Raw genomic sequence first — 23,306 nt, 5'->3', positions numbered from 1 at the left:
TTTATACTTTTATTAAAAAGACTAGGATTATAAATAATCCTAGCCCTATATACTAAATTTCTGATGAATCTAATTATTTGGTGCAATACACATTTAGTGCATCCCTAAAAAACTCAGCCGCTCCTTCACCTATCTTATCATAGTATGCCTTGAATCTTTCATCACAAGCATACATCTCCCCAAGTCCTTTATGTGCTTCCTTAGAATACATGCCTTCTTTCCAAAACATGCAAATCCATTCTCTATGCATATCACAAACCTCTTGAGCAAGCTCGCCTTCAGGATCTCCTGTCTTCATAGCTTCTTTAAGAGCTTCATTTATCTGTTTAGACAAATCCTCTTGTTTTTTCCATTGTTCTTCTGTCATTCCAGCTACTCTTGCATTTGAACCATCAACGGCTTTATCTCCATATTTTCCCCTAATTTCTTTGCCATATTTATTTTCATTTTCTTCTATAACCTTTTTCTTAAAGCCTTTAAACTTTTCCTTATCACTCATAATAGTTTCTCCCTTCATAGCAGCCATTGTCTTTATTACATTTTCAATCATAGTTTCAAGCTGCTGCTTTTTTTCTGTAAGAGCAATTAAATGGTTTTCCAGTGCTTTTTCTCTATTAAATGAAGATGCTGATATGATTTCTTTTATCTCATCTAAGCTTATACCAAGTTCTCTATAAAAAAGTATCTGCTGCAGCATATTCACTTGATCCTCTCCATAAATTCGATATCCGTTCGAACTTACTCTCTTTGGCTTGAGCAATTCAATTTCATCGTAATATCTCAATGTGCGCGCGCTTACACCGGAGAGTTTCGCCAATTTATTTACTGTATATTCCATTTTCTCACCCCTCAAAAATAAGTCTAAACTATTACGTTGCGTTAAGGTCAATAGTATATAGCAAATTTTTTATTATAAAAAAAATCTACTTATTTACTTTAAGGCTTCTTCAAAAATTTCAACAGCTTTTTTAGAATTATTTTGTCCTTCTTCATAGTCTGGTATAATAAAAAATCCAACATAGCCCCCAATAGCCTTAATCTCTGATGCTTCAACAGCTTCTGATTCTCCTGGATAGAAAGCGCTTTGCTTCTTTTCCTCTTTAACCCTTTCAAAAGCTTTCTTTACTTCTTCTGCTTTTCCTGATTTAGCTTTAGCTACGGCTATAGTTTCTAGTCCTGTATTTATCATTCCTCTTTCTATGGTTATCTCCTCAACATCATCCATGTTGACATGAAACATGTCTTTCACCATAGTCTCGTCTGCTGCTCCCATAGCTCTTATTTCGATTTCTTCTTTTATTTTGCTTACGATATCAGCTGTGGCTACATTCTTCTGTTCTTCTTTTTTGGTATTTGATGAACATCCAACCATAGCTATTGCAAATATCATAGCTGCAAATAAAGCTGTGATTCTCTTTTTCATGTGATCAATCCCTTTCTTGTGTAGTCCTTTTCATTATACATTATAAACACAGCTTTAATCTACAACCAAATGTTTAAAACAAGGTGTCTCCCAACTCTTTATTTGTTTCTACATTCAATATCTAATAAAAACCTTTTTATGTTTAAACCACCTGCATAACCAATTAATTTGCCACTTGCCCCAACAACTCTATGACATGGAATAAAAATAGGTATTGGATTTTTATTATTTGCATTTCCTACTGCCCTATACCCCTTAGGGCTTCCTACAAATTCTGCAATTTCTTTATAACTTCTCGTTTCACCATAAGGAATTTTCTCTAGACTCTGCCAAACTTTTTTCATAAATTTTGTACCGTGAGGATTTAATGGAAGATCAAAATGCTTTACATTACCTTTAAAATACTCATTTAAAGCTTCACCTGCTGCTTTTAAAATTTCCGTTTCATTCTCTTCATATCCTTCTGGACACTTCTCATTTTCAAACAAAACATAAGTGATTTCCCCATTTACTTCACAAACTCCAAGCTTTCCAATTGGGCTGTTATAGTAGAATACATTCTTATGATCGCATATGTACATAAAGCTTCCCCTTTCTTTATTCCAATATTACTAATTATAGTATCACAAATGCTTATATAGGACAAAATATAAAAAAGAATGTGGATATCCTTTTTAAAAATCTACCCACATTCTTCTAATTATTTATTGTAAACTTTGTTTTTTATTCTTTCTTAAAATTACTATTCCAATTACAGATATAGCAGCTACTATCATTAAATATATCTTTAAATCATCATCACCAGTTTTAGGCAATATACTATTTCCATTTTGAACAGCATTGTCATTCTTTTGAATTTTAGTATCTTCTAATTTAGTAGTGTTTTCATCTTTAGTATTCTCTACTACTTTTTCTTTAAGATTATCCATAGCTTTTTCAAGAATACTTGCTACTTCATCTACTTTTTCTTGAGTAACAGAGTTATCGTTTAGAATTTTTTCAGCATCAAAAATTGCTTCTGATAAATTTTTAATGCTTTCTTCTGTATATAACTCATTATTGATTTCTTTAGCTTTTTTAACTAATTCATCAAGTTTGGATTTTACAACTTTAACTTGAATAGGTTTACCTGTTGGCAAAGACGAAACCTCATTATTATAATCTAGTGAGTTTCCTAATGTATTTACTGTATTTTGGAACTGTTGAAAACTATAATCTTTTCTATTTTGTGAATTATAAGTTGTTTCTGCCATTTCACGAAGAGCTAGATAAATGCCTTTAGCAACTTCTTCTTCAGTTTGTGCATTAGGCCTATCACTCCAAATAGCATATGATACACCAAGTAACTGTTCTGAATATGGATACTCCATATCTTGCTTGTAATTTACACTATCTGCAGCTTTATTTCTCCATGGAAATTGTCCTGGATGCCAACTGCTATTATAAATTTTTCCTGCTGTTGGATAAGTATACCCTGCTGCTTCCCCTAATACATAATAAAACTTTGAATCATTATAATTAATTACTTTATGACCTTTCTCAAGGAAAGTTTTTAATGATGCCATATTTTTATGCCAGCTTGTCCAATAAGTTATTATTATATCTTTATTTAGTTCTAAATTAGGTTGATGAGCAGCTCCGATTCTATAATGAGCATCATTCCATACTCTTGGAACAAATCCTAATTCTTTAACATAATTTGAAATCTCATTAGTAAATTCTATATATGTATCATACCAAGTTCCTGTTGACCCATATTTATTTTGAGCATATTCTGTAAGAATTGGATAATTTCTAGTTCTATCAAAATCAATAAATTCATCCCCACCTATATGGAAATCTGTACTATCCTTAAAGAGTTCTGCAAATTCTTTATATAAATCTTTAACAAATTTACGTGCGTCAGGATTGGTAATGTCAAGAGCCTTTGATTCTTTTCCAGAATATCTTGTTGGCAATTGGAATTCTGGATGGGTCTTAAGTGCTTGTTTTAAGTGGCCAGGAGTATCGAATGAAGGTATTATTTTAACCTTATTGTCTTTAGCAACTTGTATAATTTCCTTCATTTCTTCTTGAGTAATATATTGAGATGACATAACTTCTGGATGTACTTTACTTTCTAATCTGAAGCCTTCATTTTCTGAAAAATGTATTTGTACTGTATTAAGTTTCATCCAAGACATGTCCTTAATTCTTTGTATAATCCAATCTTTTGTATAATATTTTCTTGCTATATCTATATGGAAAGCTCTTTCACTTACATCTGGAAAATCTTTTATATTTCCATACATAAGGTTTCCTTTTGATTTTAAACTTTGAAGAATAGTTCTTTGTCCATAGAAGATACCAATATTACTATTAGCTTTAACTGTAACAACATCATCTACATTTATTGTGTATCCTTCCTCTACCATTCTTTTTTCTTCTATTGAATTAGTTGATTGCTTTCCTAAAAGCTCTAGCACGATATCGCCATTTTTTACAAGGCTTTTATTTCCAAAGACCACATTGTTAAGGTCAACTTTTTTGTTAGTAACAACATTAAGCTCTTTTGCAAAATTAGCAGCATCCTTTAACACAACGTCTTTGTTTAATTCAAAAGCTTCATTCTCAACAACAAAAATTCTAGTTTCTTGTTTTGGTGTCCAGACCTTATCTGCTTCCTTTTTATACTCCTTAAGAGAAGGTAATGTTCCATTTTTATAATCAGATTCATTTAATTCTTGAGCTCCAGCTTTTACTCCAAAAGATAATTGTGTAACAATTAAAGCCCCCATAATCATAGATTTAAATAATGTTTTACTATTTATTTTCAAAATATTTCACGATATTTTAGAATAAATATCGCTTCCTCCCTTCACGCTAATATAATTAAGATAAAAACTGCCTTAATTCCTCCTTTTCTATAATTTCATAAAGTATTTTCTTTCCTCCTTTCAAAAAATACAATTCTTAAAATAGATATTTTAGGACAAAAAAAGCCAACTTATCTATAATAAGATAAGTCAGCTGATGCCTTTTCCAAGTAACACGCTATAATGTTTAATAATATTTAATATTCTTTATTTTTATTATATTCGAAACCAAATATTTTACAAGCACTTCTTCTCCATATAATTCATAATTTTACCTTAAATCGCTATATAAGGTATTTAGAAAAGTCATAAAAACCAAATAGTTTTGTTACAAAATATGGTATAATCAATCTATACTGAGCTTTTTATTATTAATGCTATCTCATTATATCTTTCATTGAAGAAAGAGAAAGACACTAAGATTCTTACACGGATATTCTGTATCTTAACTATTATTTTATCAATTGTCGCTATCATAGATATGATCTATCGACTTTGTAAAATTATTATCTAAAAATAGTTGTCTGGAGGTGAAATAGTTATTATTAAATTCACTAACAAAAACAATAAAATTCTATTCTATTCAAATATCATTATGCTTCCCATAGAGTTTACTCTCATGTATCTCATAATAACAAATTATAAAGTAGTATATGATATAGAGTGTCTGATTCCTATATGCATTGTACAATTGCTTTTTATCGTAAATCTTATTCGGAATCAAAATTTCATTTCAAAGTTTGCACTTATTACTATCCCTATAATATTATTTACGTTTTTTACCTTTATAATGAGAGTGCCAGAATACACCTACTCTGAAGGAAAAAATCTTATAAAAAGCTGCCTCTCAACTAGTAAAAATATAGAATTCACCTCCTTGGACTTCTCACTGAGTACCATACCTTCATCTAAACTTTCAAATCACATCCTAGATAACAGCCAAATATATTATTATAAAATTTATATAGATGGAAACTATAAATACTTTGTATTAAATCAATATACAGGAGATGTAAAAGAATTGTCCACAGATTATTGGAATTGTTATTAACGATTATTTTAAAATGTGGATAACCTCTATAATATCAAAGTTTTTATTAAATAAAAAAAAGGCTATATCAAAGTAAAGTGGAACCTATGTCAAGGACACTAAAAAAAGAGAGCTAGGCTACTAAAAGCTGATTTCTGTATTGAACAGGAGTCAGCTTTTTTAAATTCCACTGGCAACGATCATTGTTATAGTAGTCGATATAGTCATCAATAATTAACTGTAGTTCAGATAAAGTTGAACAAGATTTATAATCAATTTCATCTTTCATATGACCAAAAAATGATTCTTGAGGAGCATTGTCCCAACAGTTACCACGTCTAGACATAGATTGTCCAAGATTCTTAGATTTTAAAAGTTTTTGAAATATTGGACTTGTATAATGACTACCTTGATCTGAGTGAATAAAAGCATCTTTTGCTAATTTGACATTGGAGTTGGCCATTAGTTTAAGTATTGTATTCGTGGCGATATCTAAGGTTATTCTATTAGATAAATTATATGCTAGGATTTCATTAGTAGAAGCGTCTTTGATGGTCGATAAATAAGCCATATTATTATTTGAATATGGTAGATATGTGATATCTGTAAGCAATACTTTACCAGGTATTTCTTGCTTGAAATTTCTATTGAGTAGATTAGGTACCACGGTATGTTCCTTTGTAGCCTTAGCTATACGCTTATATGGATTAGGTTTCCTAATAGGGCAAACTATATTGTACTTTCTCATTATTCTTTGGATACGCCTTCTGCTATACACAATATTAAATTTATCTTTTAAAATCATTTTGATTGATCTTGATCCTTTTTTATAACCTCTATAATTCAGCGCTTCAAGAATAGTATTTCTAATTAAATTATCCTTGTTTTCGCGATTAGTTCTAATATTTTTACAAGACAGATATCTATAGTAACCAGAGCGTGAAACACCAGCCGTACTGCATAGATGTTTGACTACATTATGATTTTGCAACTTGCTAACAATATATTCTATTAAGGCAAATGCTTGTGCTGCAATTAATTTACCTTTTCTCACCTGCCTTTCGTGCAGCTCTAATTTTTTTAACAATTCTACCTCAGCCTTTAAATATTCAATTTCTGCTTTTTGCTTTTCTATTATTTCATTGCTAGTAATACTACGCTTACGTGGTCGACCACTATTTTTTCGTCTAGTGTCGTCTAATCCTAATATTCCATTATCCTTAAATGCTTTTCTCCATCTTGTACCAGCGCATTCAATACGACGAATACCGAGGGTATTTATATCAAATCCAGCTTCTTCAAAAATAACTCTTGAAGTTTTCCCTTTGCTACATTCAGCGATAAAATGTATTTTAAATTCATTAGTATATGTTATTGCTTTTTCACTTACATTGCTCACATATTTATTTCTTGATAGTCTACTAATTTCATCATTTGAAAATCTTATTTTACTCATAGTTAATTCACCTCATAAACTTATTGTACAAAAAAAGAACCTATATAGATAGACTCTCTTTTATTAGTGTCTATCTTATAGGTTCCATTTTAAAGCTAACTCTTAAAGTCATTTTGATATAACCCTCAATCTATTACTTATCATTTTTCCTTTTCATATATGATGCAAACAGTGCCCCTGATATGTTGTGCCACACACTGAATATCGCTCCTGGTACTGCTGCAAGTGGATTCATTGCAAAATTTGTTGCTGCTAATGATACAGCAAGACCACTATTTTGCATTCCAACTTCTATTGCAATCGCCGTTGATTTTTTAGTATTCAATCTAAGAAGCTTTGCTACCGCAAATCCTAATAGAAGACCAAAGCTGTTGTGAAGCATTACAACTACGCCAACGGCTATTCCACAAGTTAAAAGACTCGATGCATTCTTACCAACTATTCCACATATGATAAGAACTATTGCCACCACTGATACAGCAGGCATTACCTCTGAAATCTTTTCTGTTCTGTTTCCTAATAGTTTGTGAACAATTATTCCAAGTAATATAGGAACTAATACAACCTTTATAGTAGAGACCATCATTGATAAAGCTGAAACTTCGACCCATTTCCCACCTAATAAGTAGACAAGCATTGGTGTGACTATAGGTGCTATCAGTGTTGAAACTGTAGTCATTCCAACGGAAAGGTTCGTATCTCCCTTTGCAATGTGAGTTATTACATTGCTTGCTGTTCCTCCCGGACAGCACCCCACAAGGATAACCCCTATGGCTAGGTCTGGTGGAAGGTTGAAAATTCTCGCCAAAGCATAAGCTGTAACCGGCATTATCAAAAATTGAGCTAAACATCCTATAAGCATGTCCTTTGGATGTTTAAAGATGAATTTGAAATCATTAATATTTATGGTAAGTCCCATACCAAACATTGCAACTCCAAGAAGGAATGATGTGTAGGGTGTTGCCCATATAAATGCTTTTGGAATAAAAAATGCAATTATAGAAAATATAATAACTATAATTCCTATCTTTGCCGAAAGAAATCCACTTATCTTTTTCATCTTTTCCATTACACCATACCGCTCCTATTTAAGCTGTCCATGTTTTTCATAATGACGTACATTGCTTATTTTATTGTCATCATCTACAAAAACTACATTAGGACTAAAACTCTTTGCTTCTTCCGGTTCCATAGCTGCATAACTCATTATTATTATTTTATCATTAACAGCTACACATCTTGCTGCTGCACCATTTAAACAAATAAGTCCGCTTCCTCTCTCTCCACAAATTGTGTAAGTTGAAAAACGCTTACCATTATTTATATCAACTATCTGTACTTCCTCATACTCCTGTATTCCAGCAGCCTCTAATAATTCCTCATCCACTGTTATACTTCCTACATAATCAAGCTCTGCTTGCTTGACCGTTGCTCTGTGTATTTTACCTTTTAATTTATTAATAAACATCTTATTTTGCCTCCCAAGTAAAATTATCTATAAGTCTTGTCTTTCCAATATAAACTGCCATAGCCACAAGAACATTTCCCTTTATCTCAGAGATAGGCTGCATTGTCACGGCATCAACCACTTCAATATAGTCTATCTTTGCATCTTTTTCATCATTTACTATAGCTTTCATGGCATCTATAACTTCAGATGCTTTTTTTGAATTTCTTATAATCTCTTGTCCTTTCTTTATTGCCCTTGAAAGACATAAAGCCGACTTTCTTTCCTCTTCACTTAGATAAGCATTTCTAGATGATTTTGCAAGCCCATCTTCTTCTCTCACTATTGGACATCCCACGACATTTACATCAAAGTTCAAATCTTTAACCATCTTTTTTATGATAGCAAGCTGCTGAGCATCTTTCTCACCAAAATAAGCATTATGTGGATGCACTATGTTGAATAGTTTTGAAACCACGGTGCATACTCCTTTGAAATGAACTGGACGTGACTTTCCACAAAGATAATCGCTTAGTCCGTTTATGTTCACGTAAGCATGAGGGTCTACATACATTTCACTTGGTTCTGGATGAAATATAAGATCACATCCAAGTTTTTCGCACAGGTCCTTGTCCCTCTCAAAATCTCGTGGATAAGCTCCAAGGTCCTCATTTGCACCAAATTGAGTAGGATTTACAAAAATAGAGACAATAACTTTGTCGTTCTCTTTTCTGCACCTTTCAATAAGGCTTCCATGACCTTCATGCAGGTATCCCATTGTAGGTACAAGCCCTACGGTATACCCCTCTGCTCTCCACTGTTTTGTGATTAGACGTACTTCGTCCACTGTTTTTGATACTTTCATTTAAAATCTCCTTCTCTCTTGTGGTATTAGAAATATTCTTTTTTGATAGAAGTCTTAAAAAAAGCCATGGAAAAAAAACCATGGCAGTATCATTTATATTTAGTTGTTTTTAAGCGCACTTAATAAAGGTAACACTAAGCACACCTTTCTTCCAATTCATTAATTGCCCCTTCAAAGAAGTAGACATAAATCTTGAAGAAATATGATTTTTATAATTAAACTATTAACACTAAGCGTGTAGTTTCAAAAAAGAATACCACCATTTGCTATTATAGCATAAATTGTCTGACTTTCAATACATTTTGTTATATTACGAATAATCTTATCCTATTCCTCCATACATAACTCCAAGTATGATTACAATAACTGTTATGAAAGTATATCCATATTTGACTAGTGGAATATAGTATCTGCCAAGTGGCTTTTTTGCTCCAATATTTATTTCCATTAAGGCATCCTTTGGATTAAGTATCCAGAAATAAGTTATAGCTACAATCAATGAACCAAGAGGTGTTACCACTATAGTTATAAAATCTGAAAAGCTTCCAAATAGATCCATGCTAAGATCCATAGGTATTGCTAGAATAAAAGATATTATTGCTATTAAAATTGCTCCCTTCCTTCTGTTTAGCTTTGTCTCACTCATAAGTGCTTCCACAGGTCCTTCCATCATTACAATACATGAGGATATTGAAGCGAATATTATTCCAAGAAAGAATAACGCGCTTAACATTGTACCCATAGGCATAGCTTGGAATATACTTGGTACTGTTATAAATAATAGTGAGGGTCCAGCTGCTGGATCTAATCCATAGGCAAAAGCTGCCGGAATTATTATAAATGCCGCAAGTAAAGCTGCTAATGTATCAAATATTGCTGTTTGCATCGCCGCTGAAACTAAGTCTACTTCTTTGTCTGTGTAACTTCCATAAGTTACAAGAGCACATCCTGTAAGTGATACGGTGAAGAAGGCTTGCCCAAGTGCCATTACCCATGTTTGTATATTAAGCAGAAGCTCCCACCTTGGTTTTAAAAGGTACATAACTCCTGATGATGCGCCATCCAAAGTAAGTGATCTAGCTGCTAAAAGTATAAATATCATAAAAAGACAAGGCATTATAATCTTGTTGATCTTCTCAATTCCTTTTGTAACTCCTAAAAGTATTACTATAAGTGTAAGTATAACTGCAGTTCCATGCCATATTATAGTTTCTGGACTTCCTGCAAAGCTATTAAAATATTCGGCTGGATCTATAGTTCCAATTTCCCCTGTAATACTAATAACAAAATATTTTAGTACCCATCCAACAACAATAGCGTAAAATAAGAATATAGCTCCAAGTCCTAGTGTTGGTATAGAACTTACAATCTTCCTACCCTTTATTCCTTTTTCTTTAAATGCCTTTTTTATTCCAGTCATAGAACCTGTTCCATTAGCTCTCCCAAAAGCCATTTCCATGACTACACCTGCCACTCCAAGAACAAATACAAATATAAAGTATGGTATCAAAAATGCCGCTCCTCCACATTGCCCAAGCCTATATGGAAACAGCCATACGTTTCCTAGTCCTATAGCCGCACCTACACAAGCCAATATAAATCCTAAGCTTCCTGAAAATTTTTCTCTTTGTTTTTCTTCTTTCATCTCGTAAATCCCCCTCAGTAAAATAATAAAAGCCACATAGCACATGCTACATGACTTTTAATCTAAAATACATAACAAAAGCCACATAGCATCATCTATGCAGCTAAAAAATCTCATGTTAATTAAACCTTAGCTATCATAGATACAAACACCTGTACATTTCGGTTTGCATCTATGAACACTTCCTCGATTTCACAAATACAAACCTATCTAAAAAAGCTAAAGTTAAAAAATGCTATATTAACTTTTATATTTTTTCTATAGGATAAGTATGTCATAAAATCTCTCCTTCTAAAGTGAATCATATATTTATATTATCATAAGCTTTGAATCATTTCAAGAATTTATCATAATTTAAATCAAATTTTTAACACTTTAATTCTAAATCGCATATTTTATTATTAATTTGATTCGCACCATAAAAATAATCTCAACTATTTATCCATTTATTTTTTTTAATAAAAATGCACATACCAACTTTTTAATTAGTCGGCACATGCATCCTTAAATTTAAACTTATAATAAACTTTTGCTTTTAGTTTTCTCCTATATGAAAAGTTCCTCTTTCCCTATCTATTCTAGCAAACTCTTCTGCTGTTTTCCAAAAATAATCACGAATAATTCTTTTTCTATATGATGTGTAGTCACCATTATTTGGAGTAACATATGTTGGATCATCAAAGGTTGGATCTATAAAATATTCAACATTATCTACTGTAACGCTTGTCCACGCATGAGATCCATAACTTCTTCTACTTCCTGCTGTTCCGGTAATATATTTAACTGATATATCTTCTTTTCCTACTTCCTTCATTAGTTCTATAGCTCTAACAAAGAATGTTGCATAAGCTTGGCAAACTCCTTTACCATTTTTCAAAACAGAATACGGACTGTGTACATCAGCTCCTGCACTATTTAAGCCTGTTGATGTATTAGAACTAGATGCCTCTTCTCCAGCACTATTTACTCCAAAAGAGTATTCCATGTTCTGAACAAGCCAATCATGAATATATTGAACTTTGTCTTTTATGTTTTGTTTTTCTTTATATTCTTTAGAATTTATAATTTCTATAATCTTTTTATCAATCTCTTTTTGTTGTGCTTCAGTAACTCTGCTTGTTAAAGTTACTTCTATAGACTCTATACGTCCATAGGCATCCATCATATAACTATAAGATGTTTGTTTAACTATTCCATCTTTATAAGTTCCTTTTATAGCTTTCATAACTATATCTGTAAGAAGATTTCCATTAATATCAGCTAGTCCTGATGAAGTTCGTACAAAGTTTTCTTTTATAAAGTCTCCAGATATTTTTAACTTCATCTCTCCTGATGATGAAATTTTCTTTCTTACTAACTTCTTAATTTGATTATTGCTTATTGGAAGATAACTATTTCCTTTACCATTATAAGATGGTACATATGAAATTTCTTCTCCTTCAACTAATTCTTTTGCTTTATTATCTTTTGCAGCATAGCCTTCCATTGATGATAATATGTTGCTTAAATTATTAAGTCTTTCTTCTGCAAATGCAAACTTAAATTCATTATTTCCTTTATATTTATCTTCTAAAGCTTTAAAATCTGATAGTATTTTAGATAAGTCTCTTCCAGTACTTTCAAACTCATCCCATTTTATAGCTTGATTGTCTCTTTTTTTCTCATTGAACTGCAATATTTTTTTATAATTTTCTTCAATTCTTTTTTGTAATGCAATATGCTCTTCAAGATAAGTTTTATAAGATGAACTATTCAACTTCTTTGCCGCACCATCTGCTTGTTTTATAATTTCTGTTAAAGGTACACGAACTTCACCTCTTAAAGTTGAATATCTTCCATTGAGATTAGAATAATTGCTTGATATTAATCTATATACATCTTTAGCTTCTTTTCTATAAGCATCATCTGATAAAATATTAATTTCTTCAGAATTATTCTCTTCTCTTTCTTTTGGTTTAGCTGCTTCTTCCTCAGCTTTTTTCTCTTCTTCTTCTGCTTTTAGTCTAGCCGCTTCTTCTTCTGCTGCTCTTTTCTCTTCTTCCGCTTTTAGTCTAGCCGCTTCCTCTTCTGCTGCTCTTTTCTCTTCTTCCGCTTTTAGTCTAGCTGCTTCCTCTTCTGCTGCTCTTTTCTCTTCTTCTGCTTTTAATCTAGCCGCTTCTTCTGCTGCCTTCTTATCTGACTCTCCACTTTTCTCTTTATATGCATTACTTGATAAATTTATTTCTATAGCTTCTATCTGACCATATTCATTTGTCATATAGTTATATGAAATTTTTGTAATTATAGCGTTTTTATATGCTTCTCTTATAGCATTACTTACTGTATCAGTGAGAAGGTTTCCATCTACATCACTAAACCCATATTGTGTTAGCATATATGACCCTTTTATGTACTCTCCAGATAATCTTAGCTTCAATTCTCCAGATGTCGAAAGCTTTTCTCTTACTAACTTTTTAATTTGATTGTTGCTTGTTGGAAGATAACTATTCCCTTTTCCATTATAATCTGGTATATATGAAATTTCTTCTCCCTCAACTAATTCTGTTGATTTATTATCCTTTGACGCATATTTTTCCATTGAGGATAATATTCCTGTTAAATTATTTAGTTTTTCTTTTGCAAAAGCAAATTTAGAATCATCATTTCCTTGATAGCTATTTTCTAATGCATTAAAATCTTCTATAATCTTTACTAATTCTTTTCCTGTGTTTTCAAACTCATCCCATTTTATAGTTTGATTTCTTCTTTGTTTTTCATTGAATTGAAGCATTTTCTTATAGTTTGATTCAATTCTTTTTTGTAGCGAAACATGTAATTGTAGGTAAGTTTTATAAGATGATGGTTTCATTTTTTTCACTTTAGCATCTGCTTGCTTTATAGTTTCTGAAAAAGGTATACGTATCTCTCCATTTATAGTTGAGTATCTTCCATTAATTTTAGAATAATTGTTTGCTATTAATGTATAAGCTTCTTGGGCAGCTTTTTCATTCTCTAAGCTATCCATTGCAGTACTATATGGAGTCCCTCCATTTTCATCATAGTAAGCTTCAATTCCACTTCTAACAGAAGTTAATCCTTGTGCTTCTGCAACAGTAGGCATCTTAGCGCCTATTGTTATTGTAGAAGCAAGTATTCCTAAAACTATCAATTCTTTTCTTTTAAACATAAAACTCTCCTTTCAAACTTTAATATAATATTAAATTCAATTAAACTTTATATTAAATATTATATATGGTCAAAATTCCTCTATCAACCATATTAAGTAAAATTTAAGGTTAATTAAAAAGCTGTTATAAAACTTATGATAGTTTTATAACAGCTTTTTGTATAATTAATATATTTAATCTTGAAAGGATTTCTTTATTCTCTCTAACCCCTTTTTAAGGGTTTCACGGGTTGTTCCTATATTTAATCTCATAAAACCTAATCCTTCTTCTTTTCCATACTTTTCTCCATCATTTAACGCCACTCTTGCTTCATATTTAAGCTTTTCAAGAATCTCTTTCTGACCAAGACCATAAGCTGAAAAATCTAGCCACATTAAGTATGTTCCATCTGGAACGTACGCTTTAACCTTGGGCATATTTTTCTCAAAGAAATCTACTACGAATTTTGCATTTTCATAAAGATAGCTAATAAGCTCATCAGTCCACTTAGCTCCATAACCATAAGCAATCTCTGTAGCTTTGTATCCAAATAATCCAACTCCTAAATCGAAAGCTTCTATAGCTTCAGCAAGTTTTTCTTTAAGCTCCTTATTTTTTACAAGAATCATAGAGGATTTAAGCCCCGCAATATTGAAAGTCTTGCTAGGTGCCATTGCACTTATTGTTATATCTTCTGCATCTTTTGAAACATTTAATGTAGGTATATGTTTATGTCCTGGAAATATTAGATCTGAATGTATTTCATCTGAGAAAATAAGTACATTATTTTCTTTACAAAGTTTAACTATCTTTTCAAGTTCTTCTCTAGTCCAAACTCTTCCTACAGGATTATGAGGACTGCAAAGTATAAATAGTTTTACATTATCCTTAAGCTTATTTTCAAAGTCTTCCCAATCCATTTCATATCGTTCATTGTTTAAAATAAGTTTTGAAGTAACCATCTCACGTTTATGTGCATTTATTACATCAAAGAAAGGATTATATATTGGTGTATTCAAAAGTACCTTGTCTCCTTTTTGTGTAAAGGCATAGATTACAAAGCTCGTTGCACATACAACTCCAGGAACGCTTATTATCTCATCCTTATTTATTTCAAAATCGTTTCTTTCTTTGTTCCATTTAATAAAATTTTTGTAATAATCTTTTGTTGCAAAAGTATATCCATAGGTAGCATGTTCTGCCCTCTTTACTAAAGCTTCTCTTATTTCTGGAAGCACCTCAAAATCCATATCTGCAACCCAGTATGGAAGAAGATCAGAACTTCCGAAAACATCTTCTAACTCATCCCACTTAACGCAGTCTGTATTTCTCCTATCTAATAAATTATCAAAATTGTACATTAAAATCCCCCCATTTTATGCATCAAATAAGGTGCATCCATTAAAACACACCTTATTTTTCAATATTCACACTATTAGATTAATGCCGACAAAGTTTATTGTCAACGTTTATGGTTATTAAATCTTTATCTTTATTGATATTAATTATAATTTTATAACAATTACTGCAATAATATGCTGTTAAGTTTTCATCTAAAAAGCCTTTTAATTTAATTCTTTCAGGAAACACCAAAAATTTTCTTTTCGCATTATCAGGAATAAAATCCAATCCTATTCTATCACCAATTATTACACCTTTATTCATGTCATTATTACAATATGGGCACTTCATTATTTTTACCTCCCTTTGCATATAATACTTCTTTAAGTACATTATAATATAAAGCAATGATACTTTTAATACCATTGCTTTAACTATCTTTATATACTTTCTCTTCGTATATTTTCTATTATATTTTCTTTTCTAAGCTTTCTTATTGGAATAATTCCAGCAATTAAACTTATGATTATTGATCCTATAAGCGATATAAATATAGCTTCTATTGGTGCATCCCATTTGAATTCTACAGATTTACTTGCAGTTCCATATAGGAAGTAAGATATTCCTGCCCCTACTATAGTTCCATAAACCCAAGCTGTAAATGTGCAAAATAGCGATTCTAGATATATACTTTTGTGCATATCCTTTGTAGTCATTCCAACAGCTTGAAGCATTGATAATTCTTTTTTTCTAAGAAGGACATTTGTAGTAATCGTATTTATTATATTTATAGCTGAAATAAGACTTATTACAGCTACAAAGCCATATAAAAATATCTGCATCATGATTTGAAATTGTTTTTCTTCTCTAGCATTTTCCTTAGTATCATTAAAATATCCATTATTTTTCTTTGTAATATCCTTTAAATATGTCTTTAATCCTTCGTCCTCATTATCTAAAGTTTCAATAGCTAATGATGATATTTTACCACCGTTATCCATTTTTATATTCTCTAAAACCTTTTTTGTAGTAAACATAGTTACCCCCCCTTCCTTATAGTCGAAGGGTCCAAATGGAGCTTCAATTATTCCCATAACCTTAACCTTCTCAGGAGCTTTTTCTGAATTATAATCATCATGATTATAATAAAATTTTATATAATCCCCAACGTCATAGGTTGTATAATCCACATATGTGGATTTCCCCGCATTTCTGCTAATGTTTGTCTGAAAAAGTATAACTCCATTTTCCTTTTCAAGTGATACTTCATCAAATTCTCCTTTAGAAATATTTTTCTTTAGTTCTTTGATTCCATCCTCACCAGGATATACAAAACTACTATTATATAAATTTATCTGATTTGATTCAGGGTCCTTTAAATTGCTTAAATCAGCTTTTTGATTTAGTTTGTTATCATCTACGCTAACTATCGCACTGCTAAAAAGCTTGGAATAAACTTTATCTACTCCTCTAAATGATTTTATAGCTTTTATATCGTCTTCTGATGGACTCAAAGTACTGCTTCCAAAATAACAGCTATAATTTGGAGTATATCTTGCAGTAAAGTTATTTACTTTCAAACTCATGGAAACAAAGCTGTTAAAAACTATAAATAAAACTATGCTTATAGCTATTGAAAATATAGTTATTCTAAATTTCTTTTTATTTCTTCTGAGATTCCTGCTAGCAAGATATCCCTCTGCTTTAAACAATTTTGAAGAAAGCTTTCCACTCTTAAGTTTTCCAACTTTTATATCAGTTGTATTCCTTATAGCTTCTATAGGCGAAATTTTCCCTGCCTTTTTTGCTGGAATATAAGCTGATAAAAATACTGTAATTATAGATATCACTAAAGTTATAATTACAAGTCTCAGCGTAATTGTAGCGCCAATTCCTGCAAGTTCCATCTTATTCATAACAGTTGAAAGGAATATAGTTAGAAGCTTTAACAAAACAAGCAGTCCAAAATAACCAACAATCATTCCTATAGGTATAGCTATAGAGGCCATGAAAAAGCCTTCTCTAAACACTATACTCCTTATTTGAGTTGGTGTTGCTCCAATAGATCTTAGTGTACCAAATTCTTTTTTCCTCTCCATAACTGATATATTAAAGGAGTTATAGATTGTAGCTATTGTACTTAGTATAACAAGTCCTATGATTACTACTATTATCCTATCTCTACTTGCATTATAATTTTCTTTTATACTGTCGCCAATAAGCCTTAAAAGATTTTCGTTATACTCTATGTTGTAGCCTTCCTCACCATTTTTTAATTTTATTTTATTAAAATTTAAGTTTTCAGCCATCTTCTTTGTAGTGTCATAAGTATGCTTAGGTTTTTTCATTATTACACTTACATTGTAGTGTCCATCATAAATGCTTGTATCATCTAAATGAGTTATTCCTCTATATGTTTTTGGTCCTTCAGCAAAAGTTTTCTTTCGAACTCCAACTATAGTATATGTCTTTTTTATTGTATTTCTTATAATTTCATCATCACTATAAGAGTTGTTATCTAAAATCACTCCATTTGTAGGAGAATATCTTTCTCCTATCTCAAGCTCTATAGTATCTCCTATAGACTTTCCAAATATATTTAAAACTGCTTCCGGAAGTAATATCTCACTAGAATCTTTAGGATAATTTCCCTTCTCAAGCTCTACATTGTATATATTAAAAGTTTTATCCTCATAGGCCTTTACCTCAACATATGCATTGTTAAGCCATTCATCTGTATCTTTATTATTTTTATCTTCATGTATTAAAGCTGTCCCTAAAGTCCTGCTTATCCCCGCTTCCTTTACCTCTACAGAATTTTTAAGTTTCTCCGCTTGTGAAGATGTAACATCCATAAAAGCAGCATGATAATTTCCATTTGATTTTATTGTGTCATTAAGCTGTCTTTTATTTAAACTTTCTAATAATGACCCTATGGCAAATATCAATGCAACAGAAATTGCTATACCTCCTATTGTTAGTATAGTCCTTTTCTTGTTTGCTTTTAAATATCTTTGGGTGAGTTCTTTATAGCTTTTCATTTTCCTCACCTCTCATAATTGTAATTTCTCCATCTTCTATGTGAATAATTCTATCAGCTGTAGCTGCTATGTTTATATCATGAGTTATAACTATTAATGTCTCGTTATACTTTCTAACTGAAAGCTTTAGTAATTCCATAATTTCCTTAGAATTCTTGCTATCCAGATTTCCTGTAGGCTCATCTGCAAGTACTATGGATGGTTTGTACATAATAGCTCTCCCTATAGAAACCCTCTGTTGTTGTCCTCCTGAAAGCTGTGATGGAAGATGAGTTCTTCTATCTTGAAGCTCTAGTGTCCTTATAAGATCATCCATAAATTCTTTATCAGGTTTCTTATTATCAAGTATAAGTGGAAGAGTAACATTTTCCTCCGCAGTAAGAACTGGTATTAGATTATAAAATTGAAATATAAGTCCCACTTGTCTTCTTCTAAATATAGCTAAGTCCTTTTCATTTAAAGAATATATGTCAACTCCATTTATAAATACCTTTCCTGAGGTAGGTCTATCCACTCCCCCTAAAAGATGTAGCAACGTACTCTTTCCAGATCCTGATGGTCCGACTATAGCAACGAATTCTCCTTTATTTATACTTATGTTAACATCCTTTAATGCATGGACTTTGTTTTCGCCTTCTTTATAGCTCTTACACAAATTTTCCGTTCTTAAAATCTCCATTTGTTTTCCTCCTAAACTTCTATATCTTTAATTCTTAACTTAATTATAGACTGTCAATCTTACTATAAGATGATTTTTAAGTGACAGTTTAGTCACAAAAAGCCTAATATGTTCTTTGTTTATGTAAATGATTACTATAGCACACATATTCATTTTGCTATACAAATGAATTTTCCAACATTTATTTCTTGCATTTTAATTAGATTATGTTATAATTTTATTTGTAAATTGCAAGAATTTAATATAAGTAATTTCAAATTTTGTTTTTAAGGGGAGTTTATTATGAAAGAAAGAAAAAAATTATCACTGGCCACTTGGATTTTTATTAGTCTTGCTTTAGGAATAGTTGTAGGAATATGTTTTATGGGGAATGCAGCCATAGTTGATACATATATTAAACCTTTGGGGACTATATTTCTAAATCTTGTGAAATTCATAGTCGTTCCTGTTGTTTTATTTTCAATAATAAGCGGAGTTATTTCTATGAAAGATATTAAAAAGGTCGGATCCATCGGAATAAAAACTGTTATATTTTATTTATGTACTACTGCATGTGCAATCATGGTTGGTTTATTCTTTGCCAACTTATTCAAAGGTTCCTTCACAGTTTTGGAAACATCAAACCTTGCCTATGAAGTTAAAGGTACAACAAGCCTTTCAGATACTATAATAGGAATATTTCCATCAAATATAGCAGCACCATTTGTAAGTGCAAATATGCTTCAAATAATAGTAATAGCACTTTTCTTCGGTTTTGGAATTATCCTTGCAGGAGAAAAAGGAAAACCAGCAGCAGCCTTAGTAGAAAGTTTAAATGACGTTTCAATGAAAATAATGGCATTTATAATAAAACTCTCTCCAATAGGAGTCTTTGCTCTTATTGCACCTGTTGTTGCAACTAACGGTCCTCAAATTTTAGGTTCTTTAGCAAAAGTGCTTTTAGTTGCTTATTTATGCTATATCATTCACGTAGTTGTTGTTTATTCTTCTACTGTTAAGGCTATTGGAGGTCTTAGCCCAATGAAATTCTTTAAAGGTATGATGCCTTCAATGATGTTCGCATTTTCTAGTGCTTCATCTGTAGGAACTCTTCCTTTAAATCTAGAATGCTGCCAAAAACTTGGTGCCAAAAAAGATATTGCAAGTTTTGTATTACCACTTGGTGCTACAATAAACATGGACGGAACAGCGATATATCAAGGTGTATGTGCAGTATTTATTGCAACTTGTTTTGGAATATCACTTACCCCTTCTCAAATGCTTACAATAGTTCTAACTGGAACATTGGCTTCTATAGGAACAGCAGGCGTACCTGGTGCTGGAATGATAATGCTTTCCATGGTATTACAAAGTGTTGGACTGCCTATTGAAGGAATTGCCCTAGTTGCTGGAGTTGACCGTATCTTTGATATGGGAAGAACTGTTGTAAATATTACCGGAGATGCAGCTTGCTCAATAGTTGTATCAAACTTAGAAACAAAGAAAGAAGAAAAGATGGACACGGCTCCAGCTGCTGTTTAACTCAGCATATAGTGATTTAATCTTAAGCGATATATTTGAATTACGTTTATATAAATAAAGAGGATTGAATGCCGCAAGCTTCAATCCTCTTCTATTTATCAATTCTTTAAAAGGCTAATTAGTTATTTTTTGATAATATCAGCTGTTTTGCTTATAATTGTTGAATTAAATCCAACCTAAAATTTTTTCTAAATTTCTATCTAAGCTCTAATGGCTGATTCTTATTTTTACAATTCTTTAATTCTATATCTTGATGAAATTCTTTCCCTTCTCCATTTACTTCATATCTCATGTCTATACTCATTATAGATTCATCAGTTATCTTCAAATTCTTTATTATCTTAGACACTCCAACTATTCCAGTTTTAGTTGAAACTTTAAAGGGCTGCTTACCAATCATAAAATTTACTATTTGTTTTCCATCTATACATATATATACTCCTATCTCTCCCACATTAAGTTCGGATCTTAATGTTTCAAAATAATATGAACCGGTCAAATAAGCATCGTTTCCAGAAGAAAATATAGTTATATCTCTTAGTGCTATTTCACTGGCTAAGCAATCCACCTTATATTCTATTGGTTTTGTATTTGTAGTTATTTTGTAGGTCACAAAAATCCCAAGAAAAAATATTACTGCAAAAGCCCCTATGAGTATCTTCAAACTCTTTTTATTCATAAAAACTCCCCTTATATATAATATATCATAATATTATTATATAATTTTATGGAAAATTACACAATAAATTCCTAATATCTATGTACATTTGCTTATTTTATTAAATCACGAATCTATATGACAATTTAGTCATATTTCCTCTACCCCGTAGTATTAATATGGCTTTTCTTATAGAATTAAAGTAATGATACTATGATTAATTGGAGATTGATGATATGAATAAAATTTTAGTTATAGAAGATGACAGCACAATAATCTTAGGGATTAAATATAGCTTGGAGCAGGAAGGCTTCTTAGTTAGGGAAGCAAAATCACTGGAGGAAGCTCGAAATACTTTGAGAAATGAGGATTTTCACCTTATGCTTTTAGATGTCATGCTTCCTGATGGAAACGGCTATGAATTTTGCAAGGAAGTAAGAGAAAAATCAGATATTCCTATAATCTTTTTAACAGCGTTAGATGACGAGGTTAATGTTGTAATGGGCCTTGACTTAGGTGGTGATGATTATATATCAAAACCATTTAGACTAAAGGAGCTCATGTCAAGAATAAATGCGGTGCTTAGACGTCGTGGTATTAGCAGCGAGAAAAATAATGCTATATTGAATTTTAATGATATTTCTGTATTTACTTTAGAGGGCAAAGTTACGAAAAATGGTGAAGATTTGATGCTGACAACTCTTGAGTATAAGCTTCTTCTCACTTTATGCAAAAATCCTAAAGCAGTGTTATCGAGAAACCAGATATTGGCTAGCCTTTGGGATTTTCAAGGCGATTTTGTCAATGACAATACGCTCACTGTTTATATAAAAAGGCTTAGGGAAAAGATTGAGGGTAACCCTGTAGAGCCTAAATTTATACTTACTGTAAGAGGCATTGGCTATAAATGGGATGTAAATGAAGGAGGCAATTACAATGGAAGTTTTTAAGAATCCAGAGTTTAAGAAGTTTTCTCTAAGACTCTTGGTAATATCCCTTTTACTCTTTCTAGGTTTAAATATAATAACCTATGTTAATTTGAAAAATATAAGCAATAATATTATAGAAAGTCAACAGGGTTTTATAGGAAGGCTCTACTCGTCTAATCCTTATTTAGATAAATCCCTTGTCAGTAACTTTCTTTATGCCCCAAGCCCTAATGATATAGAAGCTGGTAAAAACATTCTAAAAGATTATGGTTTTGATAAAAATATAGATATAATCTTAAACCCTTTTTTCAATAAAAGTTCGGTAAAACTCCTAACCTCTTTTAATGTGTTTTTAGGTTTTGCAATAATACTATTGTCCGCACTTATTTATCTGACTCTTAAAGAAATATATGATTTTATAAACAAAGTTAGTTATGCAGCTGAAAAAGTTGTAGAAGGTGATTTTTCTAATAGAATTAACGAAAATATAGAAGGTGATCTAGGTCGGCTTGGACTGGAATTTAATAAGCTTAGCTCTATAGTTAAGGAGAATTTAGAAAAATTGAAAAAGGAAAAGATTTTCCTTCAGACTACCATGACAGATATATCTCATCAGCTAAAAACGCCAATGACCTCTCTTATAATGCTCAATGATTTGATGCTTGATGACAACAATATGAAACCTAATATTAGAGAAGATTTCCTAACTAAATGCAGTCTACAACTTGAGAGAATGGATTTTCTAATAAAAAGTCTTCTAAAACTAGCACGAATTGAAGCTGGTTCTATAGATTTTAAAAAGATTAATATAGATTTAAAAGAGATAGTTCTCGGTGCTTCCAACTCTTTAAAACCTACTATGCAAATGAAAAGCCAATCTATTTCCATAAAAGGTCATGGTTTCTTTGTTGGCGATAAGGAATGGACTCTAGAAGCTGTTATAAATATCTTAAAAAACTGCTTAGAGCATTCTGCCGAAAATTCCTGCATAGATATATCTATTTGTGATACAAATGTATATAGCGAAATTATTATAAAAGATAAGGGTGAAGGTATAGCACCTAATGATCTTCCTCATATATTTGAAAGATTCTATAAAGGATCAACCTCCTCAAAATCAGACAGTATAGGTATTGGGCTTGCCATGTCAAAATCTATAATCGAAAGCCAAGGTGGATATATCAAAGTAGAGAGTGTAAAGGATGTTGGCTCTACTTTTACAATAACATTCCTTAAAGCAATTATTTGATTTTAGTGAAGAGTTAAGAGT

At 31.4% G+C, this 23,306-nt stretch carries 19 protein-coding genes; 3 read left to right on the top strand and 16 right to left on the bottom strand.

Annotated elements, in window-relative coordinates:
* Nucleotides 1-73: 73 nt before the first annotated feature.
* The 15 genes from KQH81_RS01550 to KQH81_RS01485 all read right to left on the bottom strand — a co-directional run bounded on the left by KQH81_RS01550 (nucleotide 74) and on the right by KQH81_RS01485 (nucleotide 18,928).
* Nucleotides 74-838 (bottom strand): MerR family transcriptional regulator, encoded by a 765-nt coding sequence (locus KQH81_RS01550; RefSeq protein ID WP_027638845.1) that lies wholly within the window; start codon nucleotides 836-838, stop codon nucleotides 74-76.
* A gap of 93 nt (nucleotides 839-931) precedes the next feature.
* Complete coding sequence (locus KQH81_RS01545) at nucleotides 932-1,423, bottom strand: DUF4358 domain-containing protein (RefSeq protein ID WP_027638846.1); 492 nt, start codon at nucleotides 1,421-1,423, stop codon at nucleotides 932-934.
* Between the two features lie 98 nt (nucleotides 1,424-1,521).
* Nucleotides 1,522-2,004, bottom strand: a complete 483-nt coding sequence (locus tag KQH81_RS01540; RefSeq protein WP_027638847.1) for a methylated-DNA--[protein]-cysteine S-methyltransferase — start codon at nucleotides 2,002-2,004, stop codon at nucleotides 1,522-1,524.
* A 123-nt stretch (nucleotides 2,005-2,127) separates the two neighbouring features.
* Nucleotides 2,128-4,200: a family 20 glycosylhydrolase gene (locus KQH81_RS01535; RefSeq protein WP_230028748.1), complete on the bottom strand. Its 2,073-nt coding sequence runs from the start codon at nucleotides 4,198-4,200 to the stop codon at nucleotides 2,128-2,130.
* Nucleotides 4,201-4,629: 429 nt separating this feature from the next.
* Complete coding sequence (locus tag KQH81_RS17565; RefSeq protein ID WP_268254221.1) at nucleotides 4,630-4,755, bottom strand: hypothetical protein; 126 nt, start codon at nucleotides 4,753-4,755, stop codon at nucleotides 4,630-4,632.
* A gap of 686 nt (nucleotides 4,756-5,441) precedes the next feature.
* Nucleotides 5,442-6,764: an IS3 family transposase gene (locus KQH81_RS01530; protein WP_230028746.1), complete on the bottom strand. Its 1,323-nt coding sequence runs from the start codon at nucleotides 6,762-6,764 to the stop codon at nucleotides 5,442-5,444.
* A gap of 133 nt (nucleotides 6,765-6,897) precedes the next feature.
* Nucleotides 6,898-7,833, bottom strand: coding sequence for a bile acid:sodium symporter family protein (locus KQH81_RS01525; RefSeq protein WP_027640196.1), 936 nt, complete (start codon nucleotides 7,831-7,833; stop codon nucleotides 6,898-6,900).
* 15 nt (nucleotides 7,834-7,848) lie between these two features.
* A complete protein-coding gene (panD, locus tag KQH81_RS01520) occupies nucleotides 7,849-8,232 on the bottom strand; it encodes an aspartate 1-decarboxylase (protein ID WP_099335941.1) in 384 nt (127 codons plus the stop codon).
* A 1-nt stretch (nucleotide 8,233) separates the two neighbouring features.
* Nucleotides 8,234-9,076: a pantoate--beta-alanine ligase gene (gene panC, locus KQH81_RS01515; protein WP_027640198.1), complete on the bottom strand. Its 843-nt coding sequence runs from the start codon at nucleotides 9,074-9,076 to the stop codon at nucleotides 8,234-8,236.
* 322 nt (nucleotides 9,077-9,398) lie between these two features.
* On the bottom strand, nucleotides 9,399-10,721 hold the full coding sequence (locus KQH81_RS01510; protein WP_230028744.1) for a sodium-dependent transporter: 1,323 nt from the start codon (nucleotides 10,719-10,721) through the stop codon (nucleotides 9,399-9,401).
* Nucleotides 10,722-11,256: 535 nt separating this feature from the next.
* Nucleotides 11,257-13,887: a transglutaminase domain-containing protein gene (locus KQH81_RS01505; RefSeq protein WP_230028741.1), complete on the bottom strand. Its 2,631-nt coding sequence runs from the start codon at nucleotides 13,885-13,887 to the stop codon at nucleotides 11,257-11,259.
* Between the two features lie 174 nt (nucleotides 13,888-14,061).
* Nucleotides 14,062-15,228: a MalY/PatB family protein gene (locus KQH81_RS01500; protein ID WP_027640201.1), complete on the bottom strand. Its 1,167-nt coding sequence runs from the start codon at nucleotides 15,226-15,228 to the stop codon at nucleotides 14,062-14,064.
* A gap of 79 nt (nucleotides 15,229-15,307) precedes the next feature.
* Entirely contained in the window at nucleotides 15,308-15,559 is a 252-nt protein-coding gene (locus tag KQH81_RS01495) for a PF20097 family protein (RefSeq protein ID WP_035771525.1), read from the bottom strand.
* An 89-nt stretch (nucleotides 15,560-15,648) separates the two neighbouring features.
* Nucleotides 15,649-18,249, bottom strand: coding sequence for an FtsX-like permease family protein (locus KQH81_RS01490; protein ID WP_230028739.1), 2,601 nt, complete (start codon nucleotides 18,247-18,249; stop codon nucleotides 15,649-15,651).
* The gene (locus KQH81_RS01485; protein WP_027640203.1) at nucleotides 18,236-18,928 is read right to left on the bottom strand and encodes an ABC transporter ATP-binding protein; all 693 of its coding nucleotides are present in this window, start codon (nucleotides 18,926-18,928) and stop codon (nucleotides 18,236-18,238) included. Before KQH81_RS01485 ends, KQH81_RS01490 begins: the two co-directional genes overlap by 14 nt.
* Before the next feature lie 282 nt (nucleotides 18,929-19,210).
* Here KQH81_RS01485 and KQH81_RS01480 point away from each other — a divergent pair, with 282 nt between their 5' ends.
* Nucleotides 19,211-20,449: a dicarboxylate/amino acid:cation symporter gene (locus tag KQH81_RS01480; protein WP_027640204.1), complete on the top strand. Its 1,239-nt coding sequence runs from the start codon at nucleotides 19,211-19,213 to the stop codon at nucleotides 20,447-20,449.
* A 196-nt stretch (nucleotides 20,450-20,645) separates the two neighbouring features.
* On the opposite strand, the gene KQH81_RS01475 is transcribed toward KQH81_RS01480, so the two are convergent.
* Nucleotides 20,646-21,128 (bottom strand): hypothetical protein, encoded by a 483-nt coding sequence (locus KQH81_RS01475; protein ID WP_074845724.1) that lies wholly within the window; start codon nucleotides 21,126-21,128, stop codon nucleotides 20,646-20,648.
* A gap of 215 nt (nucleotides 21,129-21,343) precedes the next feature.
* Here KQH81_RS01475 and KQH81_RS01470 point away from each other — a divergent pair, with 215 nt between their 5' ends.
* Nucleotides 21,344-22,057: a response regulator transcription factor gene (locus tag KQH81_RS01470; protein WP_230028737.1), complete on the top strand. Its 714-nt coding sequence runs from the start codon at nucleotides 21,344-21,346 to the stop codon at nucleotides 22,055-22,057.
* A complete protein-coding gene (locus KQH81_RS01465; protein ID WP_035771531.1) occupies nucleotides 22,044-23,285 on the top strand; it encodes a HAMP domain-containing sensor histidine kinase in 1,242 nt (413 codons plus the stop codon). Before KQH81_RS01470 ends, KQH81_RS01465 begins: the two co-directional genes overlap by 14 nt.
* Nucleotides 23,286-23,306: the final 21 nt, after the last annotated feature.

Origin of the sequence: Clostridium cadaveris (assembly GCF_020911725.1) — a bacterium.
GTDB lineage: Bacteria > Bacillota > Clostridia > Clostridiales > Clostridiaceae > Clostridium_X > Clostridium_X cadaveris.
Note: the sequence above shows the minus strand (reverse complement) of the source record. Positions and strands in the feature narration are given on the sequence as shown.